Below are 15,221 nucleotides of genomic sequence, written 5' to 3' on the forward strand. Positions count from 1 at the left end.
TTATGACCCTCGGATTTAACAGCGGCATCCCTTACCCAGTCGGCGGCCGTCCGTCACTCAAACTGGCAGCATACGTATTTGATGATCAGACCCTTTTCAACACGCACAAGGCGCGAGTGCTGGCCGATGGCGGGATTATTCCGGACGAAGCGGGTTGCCTGGCCCGCATTACCTGGCTACTCGATAACGGGATTTACAGCAAGGTTGAAAGCGCCATCAATCCGGCATTTGGCGTCAAAATGAATGCCAATAAAGAAGTCAGCAAATTGTATTCCCTGTTTCCAAATGACGATTATGTCAGCGTGTTGCAGGGCGTAGGTGAGCCGGTACGGTATGATGACAGCGGCGATGCACCCGGCGTGACAATCAAGATCACCTCCAATGGCGGCGGTTATTTGAAATCGGAGAAAAATCGGCGTGTACAGCGCGGGCGACAATACGCTATCGGCGGCCGGATGGCGGACAAAGACCGCGCGGACTCGCTGGGGATCATGGCGGGCATCAGCATCAGCGGTCTGCCAATGGCTTACCTGCGCACCCAAATCACCAATCAACAGAAAGATATTGAGGCCTGGCGATACGGCACCCGTGACAGTACCTGGACAGGTTCAGGCGTGAACGGTCAAGCCGTCGGTGCAGCAAGAACGCCTTATGCCGACTATGTGCCGTCTGCTGCCTTGTTTGACGTTGATGGCGGCGTTATTCGTGGTTACGAGTCAGGGGGGCTTAAAGTTACAGAGTATTCCACTACGGGAAAACTCGCCGATCTGACCTCGTTCCCAGCTATCATCTACATCGGGCAGACCTTCGCAAATGGCAATGTAAATCCGTGCTATGGCTCGTTACAGGACATCTTTTTCCTGCACACCGCCGACGATAGCGACGCGCTGGCGCTATCGCGCCTGGGCATGTAAGGGGGAACCATGCCGGAATTCTTCAGTATCCTGACAAATATCGGCGCTGAAAAGCTGGCACTGGCTGCACAAACCGGGCAGCCAATGGCTATCAGCACCATGGCTGTGGGTGACGGTGCCGGGGCTACGCCGACACCCTCGCCAGAGCAAACTGCGCTGGCTGGCGAGCAGTACCGCGCCGATCTCAACTCGTTAACCATCACCAGCGAAACGGCCAACGTAATCAGCGCGGAAATGATTATCCCTCCAGAGTTCGGCGGATTCTGGATCAGGGAGGTCGGTCTTTACTCTGACGATGGTGCGTTGATCGCCGTTGGTAACCTGCCAGATACCTACAAACCACACCTGGTTGAAGGTTCGAGCCGTAACTCAGTGATCCGCGTAGAGTTAGCGGTCAGTAACACACGAGATGTGCAATTGCTGGTCGATCCTAACGTTGTGATCGCTACCACGGGTTTTGTTGAGGAGCTATTTCGCAGCGCCTTGAACCGAGCTAATGACGCTTATGCATTGGCCGAGAGCAAATTAACGTTTGATGATGCTTACCCCATTGGAGAAACGAAGTTCTTCGCGACGGCATTTAATCCCAACGAAAAGTGGCCGGGTACACATTGGATCCAATTAGCAGAAAACAAAACAATCCGCACGGCAAATGCCGAAGGCACGAATGTGATGGAAACGGGCGGGAATGACAGCATAAGTATTGCCCGCGCCAACTTACCCGCAGAAGAAATTGTTGTTACGGGTGGCACTAGTGAACATGACACCGGCCCGTTAACTACAGAGTCTTATCATTTTGGCCGTAAGGAAACATCAGCAAAAGGAAGGCATAAGCATCAAGGCGGAATGGGTGCGCCGGGGGAGGCCTGGGATCCTGACTATATTGTCGGCTCTGACAATGATAGCCACCGCACCAGAAATTATACAAGTGAGGCTGACGATCATGTTCATGAAGTGGAATTGGAAGACCACGAACATACAATTAAGGCGATCAAACACAAGCACACCATAACCGCAAAAACGGATGCTCTGGGCGAAGGGGACGAAATCAATATTGTTAATAGTTATCTCGTTCTGGCAGGTTGGTATCGCGCAGCATAATTAACGCCCTGCATTGCGGGGCTTTATTTCTTCCTGCAGCACAGCCATCATTAACTGTGTTGGCCATACCGGCAGACATAGACACCCACAGCAAGACATCTGGCCATTGTGCCAGCTGCCACACAATGCCCAGCGCATGCACTCTACGTCATCAGAGAACACCATAGCGGAGAAACCTTAACCCGGAGATCCGCCCGATGGCTGACGATTATCATCATGGCGCTCGTGTCCTCGAAATTAACGAGGGCACCCGCACAATCACAACAGTAAGCACCGCAATTGTGGGGATGGTCTGCACCGCCGACGATGCCGATGCTGCGGCCTTCCCACTCAACACCCCCGTATTGTTGACCGACGTCCTGGCCGCCAGCGGCAAGGCTGGCGAAACCGGCACTCTCGCTCGCTCCCTGGACGCCATCGCCGACCAGGCAAAACCAGTTACCGTTGTTGTCCGCGTTGAACAAGGCGACACGGAGGCGGAAACCACAACCAACATCATCGGTGGCGTCGACGCAACCACCGGCAAGAAAACGGGCATGAAAGCCCTGCTGGCAGCGCAAAGCCTGTTAGGCGTGAAGCCGCGCATTCTGGGTGTTCCTGGTCACGACAGTAAGGCCGTCGCCACTGAATTGCTGTCAGTGGCACAAAGCCTGCGCGCATTCGCCTACCTGAGCGCCTATGGCTGCAAGACAGTTTCCGAAGCTATCGCGTATCGCGAGAACTTCAGCCAGCGCGAGGCCATGCTGATCTGGCCAGATTTCCTGAGCTGGGACTCTGTGTCCAATACAGACGCGACGGCGTTCGCTACCGCCCGCGCATTGGGGTTGCGCGCCAAAATTGACCAGCAGACCGGTTGGCATAAAACGCTATCAAACGTCGGCGTTAATGGCGTAACCGGCATCAGTGCAGATGTGTTTTGGGACCTGCAGGACAGCGCCACCGATGCCAATCTGCTGAACAAGAACGACGTCACCACGCTGATCCGCAAGGATGGCTATAAGTTCTGGGGCTCCCGCACCTGCTCCGATGATCCATTGTTCCAGTTTGAAAACTACACCCGCACTGCGCAGGTGTTGGCGGACACAATGGCAGAGGCGCACATGTGGGCCGTTGACATGCCACTGCACCCGTCACTGGCCAAAGATATCCTGGAAGGCATCAAGGCCAAATTCCGTGAACTGAAATCTGCCGGCTACATCATTGACGGCAATGCGTGGATCGATGATGCAGCGAACGACAAAGACACGCTGAAAGCCGGGAAGTTGGTCATTGACTACGACTATACGCCGGTCCCGCCGCTGGAAAACCTGTTGTTACGCCAGCGCATCACTGATCAGTACCTGGTCAACTTCACCCAGAACGTGAACAGCTAAGGGGCACGCAATGGCATTACCACGCAAATTGAAATATCTGAACCTCTTCAATGAGGGGAACAACTGGCAAGGGATCGTTGAGTCCCTGACGCTGCCAAAGCTGACTCGCAAGCTTGAGAACTACCGCGGCGGCGGCATGAGCGGTAGCGCCAAAGTCGATCTGGGGCTGGATGACGACGCGCTTGATGTTGAATGGACAATTGGCGGCATCGAAGCCTTGCCGATTAAGCAGATGGGCGCCGCCAAACTGGACGGCGTCATGTTGCGCTATACAGGCTCAATTCAGCGCGACGACACCGGCGAAGTGCAAGCGGTTGAAGCGGTGATCCGCGGGCGCCATAAAGAGTTGGATTTTGGCGAGCACAAACAGGGTGAAAACTCGACCACCAAAATTTCTACCGCGGTGACCTACTTCAAATTGACCATCGCCGGCGAAGAAATTTGCGAGATCGACACGGTGAACATGATCGAAAGCTTTGGCGGCGTCGACCGCCTGGCTGAGCACCGCCAGGCCATCGGCCTGTAATACCTTCGGCGCCGGAACACAGGCGCCCTCTTCTTTCTGAAAATCGTGGAGCACAACCAAATGACCGAACCGACCAAAGTGCCGCTGGACACACCAATCCAGCGCGGCCAGACCGAAATCACCGAGATCACTCTAACAAAGCCGCAGTCCGGCGCGTTGCGCGGTGTGAAGCTGGCCGATTTGCTGGAAATGGATTATTCCGCAGTGGCAACCGTTTTGCCCCGCGTTTCGTCGCCGTCACTGACGCCGCAGGAAATCAGTGAAATGGATCCGGCTGACTTTACACAATTGGCCGGCGGCATCGTCAGTTTTTTGTTGCCGAAATCGGCGCTGGAATCCCGGCCGGTTTAACCGTTGAAGACCTGATGGCGGATATTGCCGCCATCTTCCACTGGCCGCCGTCGGAAATGTACCCGTTCACCTTAACCGAACTTTGGGACTGGCGGCACCGGGCACTGATTCGAAGCGGAGAAAGTGATGAGTGACCGCAATCTAAGACTGCAGGTTATCCTGAACGCGGTGGACAAAATCACCCGCCCCTTTAAGACCATGCAGGCCAGCAATAAAGCGCTGGCCGCTGCCGTCAAAAATTCCCGTGATGAACTGAAGCGACTGGGCGCCGCCGGCGACCAGGTGAACACCTTCAATTCGTTGCAGGCGTCCATTAAGAAAACAGCCGACGAGCTGGCCGGTGCCAAGCTGAAAGCCCAGATGATGACGCGTGAAATGGGTGCGCTTGAGAACCCCACCAAAAAGCAGACAAAAGCCCTAGAGGATCAGTGGCGCGCGGTAGACCGACTGGAGCAAAGGCAAAAAAGCGAAGTCGCTCAAATGGGCCGGGTGCGCTCCGAGCTTTACCGCATGGGGATATCTGCCACCGATGGCGCCGGTGCTACAAACAGAATCGCCAACGAAACAGCCCGCTATAACCGGCTGCTGCAGGAGCAGGAGCGCCAACTAAAACGCGCTGGCGAGCAACAGCGCAGAATGAACGACGCAAAAGCGCAATATGAAAAAACCAGAGAGCTGAGAAACAACATCGCGGGAACGGGGGCGGCAACTATTGCATCAGGGGTGGCTATGGGTGCCCCTGTTTTAGCGGCAGTGAAAAGCTATAGCTCTATTGAAGACGCGATGAAAGGCGTGGCTAAACAGGTTAACCCATTATTGGACGATAACGGTAAACGCACAGCCAAATACCACGAAATGCAGCAAGCAATAAAGGCGGCATCAGAGCAACTCCCAATGGAAAACGGTGCTGCAGATTTCGCTGCATTAGTGGAGGGCGGTGCTCGAATGGGGGTATCGAGCGATAAGGATCCATGGCAAAAACAGAAAGCTGATTTACTTTCTTTCGCCGCAACGTCTGCCAAGGCTGCAAAGGCTTTCGAATTACCCGCCGATCAACTTGCCGATGATTTGGGGAAAATAGCATTCCTCTATCATGTGCCAACTCAAAGGATCGAAGAACTCGGCGACGCCCTGAACTACTTAGACGACAACGCACAATCAAAAGGCGCTGATATTATTAACGTTCTTCAGCGCATGGGCGATGTTGCCGATAAGTTGAATTATAAACAAGCCGCTGCACTGGCTTCGACGTTCCTCTCCCTAGGGACACAACCAGAAGTGGCGGCATCAGCCAGTAAGGCAATGGTGCGTGAGTTGGGCATTGCTTCAATGCAAGGCAAGCGTTTCATTCAGGGAATGAGCCTATTAGGGCTAAATGCCAAGGACTTGGAAAAAGGCATAGCGACGAATGCAATAGGCACAATTAGAGATGTCCTATCACGCATCAAGAAACTGCCGGCCTCGCAACACTTAAGCGCAATGACAATGCTTTTTGGCAAAGAGTTTGGCGACGACGCTGCCAAGTTAGCAAATAACATTGGCGAATTAGATCGCCAGTTGGCGTTGGTCGAGGGTGGCCAGGCCAAGGGGTCTATGCAGAGGGAATCGAATATCGATAAAGATTCTTTGTCCTCCCAATTTCTTCTGCTCAAGACCACCGCAAAAAACATGTTTAGTGATCTGGGCGAGCCTTTGCGTAAGCCACTGATGGACGTGAACGACTGGTTTAAACGTGGAATTGGATGGGCTCGGAAATTTATTGAAGCCCACCCAAAGCTGGCTGCAGCGTTTGTTAAGACGGCGGCGGTTGTTACGCTGGTTACGGTTGCACTTGGTGGGATGATGATTGGAGTTGCAGCAATCCTTGGGCCATTCGCCCTGCTGCGGTTTTCTCTGACAATGTTGGGGATTAAGGGGCCATCGGTGATGGGCATGTTGGCCAGGTCCATAAAAGGCGTGGGTACTGCCATTATCTGGGTAGGCCGAATGATGTTAGCAAACCCCATCCTTGCTGTGGCTGCAGCCATCGCAGCAGCAGCACTCTACATCTGGATGAATTGGGACACATTGGGCCCGAAAATCAAAAAGCTATGGGACAACATCAGTGCATATACCAGCGAGAAATGGCAGGCCATCAAGGATTACATTTCGGGTGTTTGGACCAGCATAAGCGCCAAAGCCAGCGAAACTTGGGAAGAAATAAAACGGGCGGCCAGTAGCGCAGCTGAGAAAATTGGTATTGGCCTGAAGCGAGGATTGGACGTCATTACCGCCCCGCTGCGCGCCGTCATGGATGGCTTTAAATGGCTGCTTGAAAAGCTGGACCTGTTGCCGCAAAAAAACGAGGCATTAGCCCAAACGAATGAGCTACTGAAAAATAACCCCATAGCCAAGAAATATGGCTCGGTCGGAGAGCCGGCGCCAACAGGTTACACGGCCAATGATATGGCTATTCGTTTTACTGGCTCCAGTATGAAGCCAGTTAAGGCACCAAGCGGCAGCAACTTTTACTACCAGCCGAAGATCGATCTCAGTGTTGACGCCAGGAACAGCCAGAACGGCAAAGCCGTTGCAACAGATGCAGTGAAAGCGCTCCGGGAGCACATGCAAAAAGACGCGGCCAAGGCGCGCAGTAATTTTTCTGATCGAGAGCTGGGGTGGGAATTATGATGATGGCACTCGGGTTATACGTCTTTATGCTTGAAACGGTCCCCTATCAGGAGCTGCAGCATCAAATGGCCTGGCGCTATCCGACCAACAACCGCGTTGGGAAACGGCCGTCAGCGCAATATGTGGGCCCAGAAAACGACACCATTACACTAAGTGGTGTGCTGCTGCCGGAGATCACCGGCGGCCGCCTGTCATTGTTGGCCCTGCAAACAATCGCCGATCTCGGCAAGGCGTGGTCTTTGCTGGATGGCAGTGGGACCATTTACGGGATGTTTGTCATTGAAGGGCTAGATCTTAACAAGTCCGTATTCTTCAAGGATGGCGGCGCCAGGCGCATTGAGTTCACTCTTAAGTTGAAGCGCGTAGATGATGACCTGGGCACCATGCTCGGCGACCTGCAGGAGCAACTGAGCATCATGAAAGATCAGGCGGCAACAGCTATTGGAGGGCTTCTTTCATGAACACTCCAGACTGGTTAAGCGGCCGGGATAGCACGCCCGCGTTCAAGATCACTCTTAATGGCAAGGATATAACCACAAGACTTGAAAGCCGGCTGATATCCCTCACGTTGACAGACAACCGCGGATTCGAGGCGGATCAGCTTGATATCGAACTTGACGATGCCGATGGCGCTGTTGATCTGCCTTCGCGCGGTGTCCAATTGGAGCTGCAATTGGGCTGGAAAGGCGAACCAATGATCAATAAAGGCGCCTTCACCATTGACGAGATTGGCCATTCCGGCGCGCCTGACAAGGTGACACTGCGCGGCAGAAGCGCCGACTTCAGGAACACGCTTAATATCAAGCGTGAAAAGTCATATTCAAAAACCACCATCGGCGAGATCGTTAAACAATTTGCAGCCCGCCATAAACTGGAGCAGGCCATCAGTCCGCAAATGGCCGCCATGACTATCGACCACATCGACCAAACGAATGAATCAGATGGCAGCTTCCTGATGCGCCTGGCGCGCCGCGTAGGTGCGATTGCTGCAGTAAAATATGGAAGGCTGCTATTCATCAAGCAGGGCCAAGGCGTGAACGCCAGCGGCAAGCCGTTGCCGGCAATGACAATCGTGCGCGCTGACGGCGATGAGCACCAATTCACCCTGGCCGACAGAGATGCCTATACCGGCGTTTCAGCCAGTTGGCTCGACACAAAAACGGCAAAACCACAAACGGTAAAGGTAAAGAGGAAGCGCAAGCGTAAGACGACCACCGCAAAAGTGCCAGCCCAAGATAAACAGGGAGAATACCTGGTAGGCACCGACGATAACGTTTATGTATTGAGTCGGACCTACGCAAATGCGTCCAACGCTCGCCGGGCAGCCAAGGCAAACTGGGAACGAATCCAACGCGGCGCCGCGCAATTCTCAATTACGTTGGCCAAGGGCCGGGCAGAGCTTTACCCGGAAGTACCGGTATCAGTAAAGGGCTTCAAGCCCCAGATCGACGCTGCAAACTGGACGATTACAACGGTAACGCACACAGTGGCAGATGGCGGATTTACCACGGCACTGGAGCTTGAAGTGAAGATAACCGATCTCGATATGGAGTGATTTGCAAGTTTAATATTCGCTTTTTCAAACATCGTGCTATTGTATGTATATCGATACAGTAGAGGCTAATATCATGATGCGATGCCCTTTGTGTGGCCATGCAGCGCACACCCGCAGTAGTAACGAAGTGACAGCAACAACAAAAGAGCGTTACAACCAATGCACAAACGTGAATTGCAGTCATGTCTTTATCACGATGGAAACTTTTGTGCGCTCCATTGTTAAGCCCGGTCAGGTTGACCCGGCGCCACCGCACCCATCCAAGTCTGGCCAAACCGCCCTGCACTTCTAACCATAAGCCCGCCGCCGGCGGGTTTTTTGATCCATGTTTGAACCAGCCGCACACAAACATTGAATACTGTTATTATATACAGTATTCAATATGTAATTTGGTTCACTGGATCTACGAGTATGACCGTAAGAAAATTGAGCACCGGCAAGTGGCTGTGCGAGTTCTATCACAACGGGAGAGGCGGCAAGCGTACCCGTAAGCAATTCGCCACCAAGGGGGAGGCGCTCGCCTTCGAGAGCTATCAGCTAGACCAGGCGAAGGCCAAGCCTTGGCTGGGCGATAAGGAAGACAAGCGAAAACTTAGCGAGTTGATCGATCTGTGGTACAGGCTGCATGGCTGCTCGCTAAATGACAAAAAAGGCCGACTTGGCAAATTGGTCATTATCTGTAACGGCATGGGTGATCCGGTAGCGTCGGAGATTACCCCACGGGATTGGGCCCATTATCGCGATCAGCGGTTGCGCGGAGAAATCGATAACGGCTATAGCACCAGTCTTGAAACAAGGAAGGTCAGCACGGGAACGGTTAACTGTGAACAAGCTTTTTTGCGGGCTGTATTCAACGAATTAAAAAGATTGGGGGAATGGTCTTTGCCGAACCCCCTGGAAAATATCAGGGAGTTCGATCAACCAGAAAAGGAAATGGCATGGCTGAACAATGAGAAAATAAAAGCACTGATAAACGCCTGCCATACTCATGGCAACCCAGAGCTAACACTCATCGTAAAGATATGCCTCTCAACTGGCGCCAGATGGAATGAGGCCGCAAAACTAAGGCCATCGCAGATATCAAAATATAAAATCACGTATACCAACACCAAAGGGAAGAAAAACAGAACGGTCCCCATCTCGAAAGAATTATATGACGAGCTCACAATACTGGATGAAAAGGAGTTTGACCCTTGCTACAAGCAATTTTATCGAGTTCTGCGACTGGCGAATATAACCTTGCCAGAAGGACAAATGACGCATGTGCTCCGCCATACCTTTGCTAGCCACTTCATGATGGGTGGGGGGAATATCATAGTCTTGCAGCGCATCCTTGGGCATTCAGATATCAGGGTAACGATGCGCTACGCCCATTTCGCGCCAGACCATTTAGAGGAGGCAATAGCGCTCAACCCACTGACACAGACGTACAAGGACAGTGGCGGCAAAGTGGCGACAGAGGAAGAAAAAGGGTGTAATACGGTAGAACAGGAGGCGTGATAAGTGGTTGTTTTGTTTGTAAGTTACTGTTTTAAAATGATAAACAAAAAAAGACCGAATACGATTCCTATATTCGGTCTAGGGAAATGGCTCTTGGGAGAGAGCCGTGCGCTAAAAGTTGGCATTTAATGCAGGGCTTATTCAGCCATGCACTTTAAGAGTAGCTTACAGCGCTATTTTTGCCAGCCATGCACACGGCAAGTGATAGTTCACCGCAGAAACCATTTCTGTGCCTGCTGCCCCCCGGGGTTAACCTATTGATAAGATGGCAGCCGCAGGCGAATCAACGGGCGCAAAGCGTTTCAGCGCGAGCACGAAAAGGCGCGACGCTCATCTTGTGACCAGGGTTGGCGGCGTCATCCAGCAATATCACCTCCAGCGGCTGTGCGCGTTGCTGGCCTGATTTCACCTGCGCCTCTGCCACATCGTTGAGTGGATACTGCATCAACGTGCTGTTGTTGAGTACAAACAGCGCCCCGCCCTTGCGGCACTGCAATGTCACCTCTTCTTTGGTAAACGCCCACTGTTTGCCGAACTCCAGCTTGGTGACGTTTTCCAGCCCTTCCGACGCCAGCGCGCCAGTAACGCTGCTCAGCAGCATGATGCCAAGTAATGCACGTTTCATAATATGACCCTAAGGTGATGCTTTGAGGCAATTTTCCCGCAATTCGGGGGCCTGCCGCAAGCGACAATCTCAACTCGGCGCATAGGTTGCAAACAAACTGACCAGCCACAGCACCATGCCACCCAAGACAATCTCGCTCCAGCAGGCCAGTAGCAAACCGCGTTGCGCCAGCTTCGGCACGCGACTCATCGCCGGCACCACCGCATAGCGGTTGGCCAGCGCGACCACCACCATCAGCGCCACCAGCGCAATTTTAAACAGCAGCAGGCGCTGATACGGCGATGCCAGATCCAGCGGCCAACCGCCAAGAATAATCAGGCTGTTGATCACGCCGGTGACGATCACCACAATCACCGCGAGGTGCCCCCAGCGGGAGAAGCGAATCAGGGTGACAATGGCGTCCACCCGCCATTGTGGTTGTTGCAGATAACGCAGGCACAGCAAGAGCGGCAGCAGGCTGCCGAACCAATAGCCGGCTGCCAATAAATGCAGTACGTGATTGAAACGATGCAATAGCCCTAGCGCACCGTCGTGCATCGCGGCGTGGCCAATCAACGCCATGCTGGCCAGCAGCAACACACTGAGAACGCTACAGGCCGTATTGCGCCGCCTGACCGGCAGCCACAGCGCCGCCAGCGCCAGCAATGCCAAACCGATATGCCAGCGCCATACATCGCCGAAGGTGGTGCCAAGCACCGCTAACCAGACATCGGGCCGGTAGGTATCTGCCCAACCGTCGCCCATCTGCCCGGCCTGCACCGCCACCATCGCCAGCGCCGAAAGCGCGGCAGTGAGCGTCGAGACGATCAACAGTGGGCGTACATCGCGGGAAAGTAATGGAGCAAGGCGCTGCGGCGACAACAAGGCGGTGAATAGGCTGATACCAAACATCAGCATCACCGCCACAAAGTGCACCAAGCGACACAGGACAAACAGAGTCGCTAATGTCATCGGTTATTTTACGGTGAAGCTGTATTGACCTTTGGTTTTGTGACCATCAACCGACACCACGTGCCAGCTGACCTGATATTTCCCGGCCGACAGCTGGCCTTCGATTGGCACGTTGAGCTGGGTGTTATTGTTGGGGTCAAGACTCAGCTTACCGGTTTTCACTTCACCGTTATCTGGCCCGGTGATTTTCACACCGCTAAAGTTGGGTTCAATGCCCTCAGAGAAACTGAGGGTCAGCGCCTGTGGCGCCGGGCTGACGGCGGCGTCTGCGGCCGGCGTTTGCACTTTCAGATGCGCATGAGCCAATGCCTGCTGCGATGACAAACCGACAAACAGCACCAACAATGTGGAAAGCAGGCGATAAGAGGAGCGAATTTTACCGATCATAACGGCGTCCTTAATGTAAATGATAAGGTAATCAGGGTCAGAACCGAGGCCATCCCTGTAACATAGCGGGACAAATGATAACCATGCCCCCGCGGCAAGTCGAGCGCATCACTGCCATTTTGCGATCGCGTAGCACGTATCGCTGGGTAACCCGGCTAAATGCAGGGTATAAAAAAACCGCGTTCTGCAAACAGAAACGCGGTTTTTGACGGGCTGACCAATCAGCCCTGGCCGTGATTGCCTTCAGCCGCCGCGCCCATTTTCTTCAGGTCTTTATCGATGAAGAACAGCGCCTTGCCACTGTTACCCACCAGAGCCAGTTTATCCAGCACCGATTTGAACAGTTTCTCTTCTTCGTGCTGTTCGGCGACATACCATTGCAGGAAGTTGAAGGTAGAGTAATCGCGGGTGGTCATTGCCACGTGCGCCAGTTCATTGATCTGACGGGTGATCAGCTGTTCGTGCTCATAGGTTTGCTGGAATACATCGGCCAGCGATGCAAACTCAATCGGTGGCGCCGCAATGGTGCCCAGCAATGGCAGCGAACCGGTATCGCTCAGGTAATCAAACAGACGCTGCATATGCTGCATCTCTTCCTGAGAATGCTCCTTCAAAAAGGCCGCTGCACCTTCGAAGCCTTTGTCGCTGCACCATGCGCTCATTTGCAAATACAGGTTGGCAGAATAAAACTCCAGATTGAGTTGTTCATTTAACTGTTTTGCCATCTCTTGCGTCAGCATAAGTTTTCCTTTTAATTTTTGCAGGCCATTATTTAAATTTTCCGCATTATGCCCCGGGAAGAACAAAATAAAAACAGTTGATTTACATCTCAGGACAATTAATTTTTAAATACTTAAATATCAATAACATAAAATAAAAATTCTGACAGCCATGAAAATAAATATGATAAGCATTTACATCTCTAGAAATAATTAAAAGCGAATCATTCTTATTTAAATTAATAAATACATTCCGGTAATCCGATGACAAGAATAACGGCAGTGTATGAATGCCGTGACTCTCCATGGTTTTCGAGGCTTGCCAAGCGCCCTGGAGTGGATTACCTTCTGCGCTGTTTGCATGCGGTAACGGTAAGGAGAACAGCGTGGGATACAATCTGGCAGAGCTTTCCAAAGATGAAATGGATAAGGTGAACGTGGATTTGGCCGCCTCTGGCGTGGCATTTAAAGAACGCTACAATATGCCGGTGATCCCTGAGGTGGTGGAACGCGAGCAGCCGGCACATTTGCGTGATTACTTCCGCGAGCGCGTGGCGCACTACCGTATGGAGTCACACAAGTTTTCTCGTCTGCCCTATGAACCGAAAATGAAATAGCGGCAAATGACGGGCGCGTTATACGCCGCCCGTTGCTTCACCGCCGGTGGCCAGGCATTACGTGCCGGCAAAGTTGTCGGTTGCCAGCATCAACTGATGCAATATGCCTGGCTCATCAAATGAGTGACCCGCTCCTTCGACAATATGCAGTTGCGCCTCTGGCCAGGCTTTGGCCAGGTCCCAGGCGTTTTGTACCTGACAGGCCATATCATAGCGCCCGTGGACAATCACCGCCGGAATATGGCGAATCAATGACACGTCGCGCAATAGCTGATCGTCACTGTCGAGGAAACCAAGATGGGTGAAATAGTGATTTTCGATGCGTGCAAATGCCAACGCGAAATCGTCCTCGCCAAACGACGCGGATTCTTTGCTTGGCAGCAGAGTAACGGTTTCCCCTTCCCATACGCTCCACAGCTTGGCGGCTTCCAGCTGCACCTCAGGATCCGATGAGGTCAACCGTTGACGGTAGGCGGCGATCACGTCCTTGCGCTCTTCCTCGGACAAGATCGACAGCACTCGCTCCCATTTTTCCGGGAAGAAACGTGACGCCCCGTCCTGGTAGTACCACAGCAGCTCTTGGCGACGCAGCGTGAAGATGCCGCGCAGCACCATTTCGCTGACGCGCTGCGGATGCCGTTGGGCATAGGCCAGCGCCAGGGTTGAGCCCCATGAACCGCCGAACACCAGCCACTGCTCCACGCCGGCCATTTCACGCAGACGCTCGATATCTGCCACCAGGTGCCAGGTGGTGTTGTTGTCCAGGCTAGCATGAGGACGGGAACGGCCGCAGCCACGCTGATCGAACAACAGCACTTTATAACGTTGCGGATCGAACAGCTGACGATGATGGGGAGAAATGCCACCGCCCGGGCCGCCGTGGATAAACACTGCCGGCTTGCCGTTGGGATTACCGCTTAATTCCCAGTAGATCCGGTGGCCATCCCCAGTATCCAGCCAACCGCTGTCATACGCTGCCAACGGTGGGTACAAACCTCGTAATTGTTCCATGGCGCTTCCGTCTCTTGGTGAGTTATGACTCCATCAAAGCCCAAGCGCTGCATCAGGTCAACGGCAAAACCCGAAAACTCCCACCGTTACCGGGTCCGGCGCGTTCGATTGCTTAAAATCAATACGACTTGCTTTACTTTACGCCACTGAGTGACGCTCCGACGCGGTAAAAGGTGATTGGCAGCGCTGCTGGCTGCCGTTAAGCTAGTGGGGATAATTTCGCGAGGACAGCATGACGTTACGAGTAATAGATACCGAAACCTGCGGGTTGGACGGCGGTATTGTCGAGGTGGCCTCGATAGATATCATCGATGGCCAGCTCGCCAATCCGATGAGCGATCTGGTGTGCCCAGACCGGCCAATCGGCATCGAAGCGATGGCGATTCACCATATCACCGAAGCGATGGTGGAAGGCAAGCCACGTATCGCCGTCGCTATCGGCCGTTATATGGGGAGCGAATATTACGTGGCGCATAATGCCGCCTTCGATCGCGGCGTTTTGCCGGAAATGAACGGCCGCTGGATCTGTACCGTCAAGCTGGCGCGTGCGCTCTACCCCGGTATCAAATACGGTAATCAATATTTGCGTTATGCACTGAATCTCGAGGTACAGCTGCCGCAGGACACCACGCTGTATCCGCATCGCGCACTGTATGACTGCTACGTCACCGCCGCACTGTTGCAGCGCATCATCAAGGATTCAGGCTGGTCAGCGGAAGAAATGGCCAATATTACCGAACAGCCGGTGCTGTTAAAAACCTTCAAGTTCGGTAAGTATCGCGGCCAGCCGATCGATCGCATCGCCCAGGAAGATCCTGGCTATCTGCGCTGGATGCTGAAGTCGATTACCGACCTCAGCCCAGACATGAAGCACACGCTGAAGTACTATCTGGTAGGATAACTATGCGGGCAACCCTTGCT

At 53.3% G+C, this 15,221-nt stretch carries 17 protein-coding genes and 1 pseudogene; 13 read left to right on the plus strand and 5 right to left on the minus strand.

Features of this window, described 5'->3' with window-relative positions; translation table 11 throughout:
• Window positions 1–2: 2 nt before the first annotated feature.
• From AC2AXP_RS08620 to AC2AXP_RS08670, 11 genes and pseudogenes are all read left to right on the plus strand, one after another.
• The gene (locus AC2AXP_RS08620; RefSeq protein WP_484381563.1) at window positions 3–914 is read left to right on the plus strand and encodes a hypothetical protein; all 912 of its coding nucleotides are present in this window, start codon (window positions 3–5) and stop codon (window positions 912–914) included.
• A 9-nt stretch (window positions 915–923) separates the two neighbouring features.
• Entirely contained in the window at window positions 924–2,015 is a 1,092-nt protein-coding gene (locus AC2AXP_RS08625) for a phage tail protein (protein ID WP_484381564.1), read from the plus strand.
• Between the two features lie 197 nt (window positions 2,016–2,212).
• The gene (locus AC2AXP_RS08630; protein WP_484381565.1) at window positions 2,213–3,388 is read left to right on the plus strand and encodes a phage tail sheath protein; all 1,176 of its coding nucleotides are present in this window, start codon (window positions 2,213–2,215) and stop codon (window positions 3,386–3,388) included.
• A 10-nt stretch (window positions 3,389–3,398) separates the two neighbouring features.
• Window positions 3,399–3,914, plus strand: a complete 516-nt coding sequence (locus AC2AXP_RS08635; RefSeq protein WP_484381566.1) for a phage major tail tube protein — start codon at window positions 3,399–3,401, stop codon at window positions 3,912–3,914.
• Between the two features lie 60 nt (window positions 3,915–3,974).
• Window positions 3,975–4,265, plus strand: coding sequence for a phage tail assembly protein (locus AC2AXP_RS08640; protein ID WP_484381567.1), 291 nt, complete (start codon window positions 3,975–3,977; stop codon window positions 4,263–4,265).
• A gap of 14 nt (window positions 4,266–4,279) precedes the next feature.
• Window positions 4,280–4,399 carry a GpE family phage tail protein gene (locus AC2AXP_RS08645; protein ID WP_071844561.1) on the plus strand — a complete coding sequence of 40 codons (120 nt, stop codon included), beginning with the start codon at window positions 4,280–4,282 and terminating at the stop codon, window positions 4,397–4,399.
• Window positions 4,392–6,245 (plus strand): annotated as a pseudogene (locus AC2AXP_RS08650) (phage tail tape measure protein); the annotation flags it as partial. The gene AC2AXP_RS08645 and the pseudogene AC2AXP_RS08650, both read left to right, overlap by 8 nt.
• A 686-nt stretch (window positions 6,246–6,931) precedes the next feature.
• On the plus strand, window positions 6,932–7,396 hold the full coding sequence (locus AC2AXP_RS08655) for a phage tail protein (protein WP_046373895.1): 465 nt from the start codon (window positions 6,932–6,934) through the stop codon (window positions 7,394–7,396).
• Window positions 7,393–8,490, plus strand: coding sequence for a phage late control D family protein (locus tag AC2AXP_RS08660; protein ID WP_484381568.1), 1,098 nt, complete (start codon window positions 7,393–7,395; stop codon window positions 8,488–8,490). Before AC2AXP_RS08655 ends, AC2AXP_RS08660 begins: the two co-directional genes overlap by 4 nt.
• Window positions 8,491–8,563: 73 nt before the next feature.
• The gene (locus AC2AXP_RS08665) at window positions 8,564–8,782 is read left to right on the plus strand and encodes an ogr/Delta-like zinc finger family protein (RefSeq protein WP_071844562.1); all 219 of its coding nucleotides are present in this window, start codon (window positions 8,564–8,566) and stop codon (window positions 8,780–8,782) included.
• 119 nt (window positions 8,783–8,901) lie between these two features.
• Window positions 8,902–9,990 (plus strand): phage integrase, encoded by a 1,089-nt coding sequence (locus tag AC2AXP_RS08670; RefSeq protein WP_427671025.1) that lies wholly within the window; start codon window positions 8,902–8,904, stop codon window positions 9,988–9,990.
• A gap of 283 nt (window positions 9,991–10,273) precedes the next feature.
• On the opposite strand, the gene AC2AXP_RS08675 is transcribed toward AC2AXP_RS08670, so the two are convergent.
• The 4 genes from AC2AXP_RS08675 to ftnA all read right to left on the minus strand — a co-directional run bounded on the left by AC2AXP_RS08675 (window position 10,274) and on the right by ftnA (window position 12,693).
• The gene (locus AC2AXP_RS08675) at window positions 10,274–10,615 is read right to left on the minus strand and encodes a YebY family protein (protein WP_004961891.1); all 342 of its coding nucleotides are present in this window, start codon (window positions 10,613–10,615) and stop codon (window positions 10,274–10,276) included.
• Window positions 10,616–10,684: 69 nt separating this feature from the next.
• The gene (copD, locus tag AC2AXP_RS08680; RefSeq protein ID WP_004961888.1) at window positions 10,685–11,566 is read right to left on the minus strand and encodes a copper homeostasis membrane protein CopD; all 882 of its coding nucleotides are present in this window, start codon (window positions 11,564–11,566) and stop codon (window positions 10,685–10,687) included.
• 3 nt (window positions 11,567–11,569) lie between these two features.
• Window positions 11,570–11,953, minus strand: a complete 384-nt coding sequence (yobA, locus tag AC2AXP_RS08685; RefSeq protein WP_004961886.1) for a CopC domain-containing protein YobA — start codon at window positions 11,951–11,953, stop codon at window positions 11,570–11,572.
• Window positions 11,954–12,174: 221 nt separating this feature from the next.
• Window positions 12,175–12,693 (minus strand): non-heme ferritin, encoded by a 519-nt coding sequence (gene ftnA / locus AC2AXP_RS08690; RefSeq protein WP_004961883.1) that lies wholly within the window; start codon window positions 12,691–12,693, stop codon window positions 12,175–12,177.
• Window positions 12,694–13,058: 365 nt separating this feature from the next.
• Here ftnA and AC2AXP_RS08695 point away from each other — a divergent pair, with 365 nt between their 5' ends.
• Window positions 13,059–13,289: a DNA polymerase III subunit theta gene (locus AC2AXP_RS08695; protein WP_039992023.1), complete on the plus strand. Its 231-nt coding sequence runs from the start codon at window positions 13,059–13,061 to the stop codon at window positions 13,287–13,289.
• A 57-nt stretch (window positions 13,290–13,346) separates the two neighbouring features.
• Here AC2AXP_RS08695 and pip read toward each other — a convergent pair whose 3' ends face one another.
• Complete coding sequence (pip, locus tag AC2AXP_RS08700; protein WP_198772884.1) at window positions 13,347–14,300, minus strand: prolyl aminopeptidase; 954 nt, start codon at window positions 14,298–14,300, stop codon at window positions 13,347–13,349.
• A gap of 232 nt (window positions 14,301–14,532) precedes the next feature.
• Here pip and exoX point away from each other — a divergent pair, with 232 nt between their 5' ends.
• Window positions 14,533–15,201, plus strand: a complete 669-nt coding sequence (gene exoX, locus AC2AXP_RS08705; RefSeq protein WP_004961874.1) for an exodeoxyribonuclease X — start codon at window positions 14,533–14,535, stop codon at window positions 15,199–15,201.
• The last annotated feature ends 20 nt before the right edge of the window (window positions 15,202–15,221 follow it).

This window comes from Serratia sp. Sp408, from assembly GCF_057180665.1.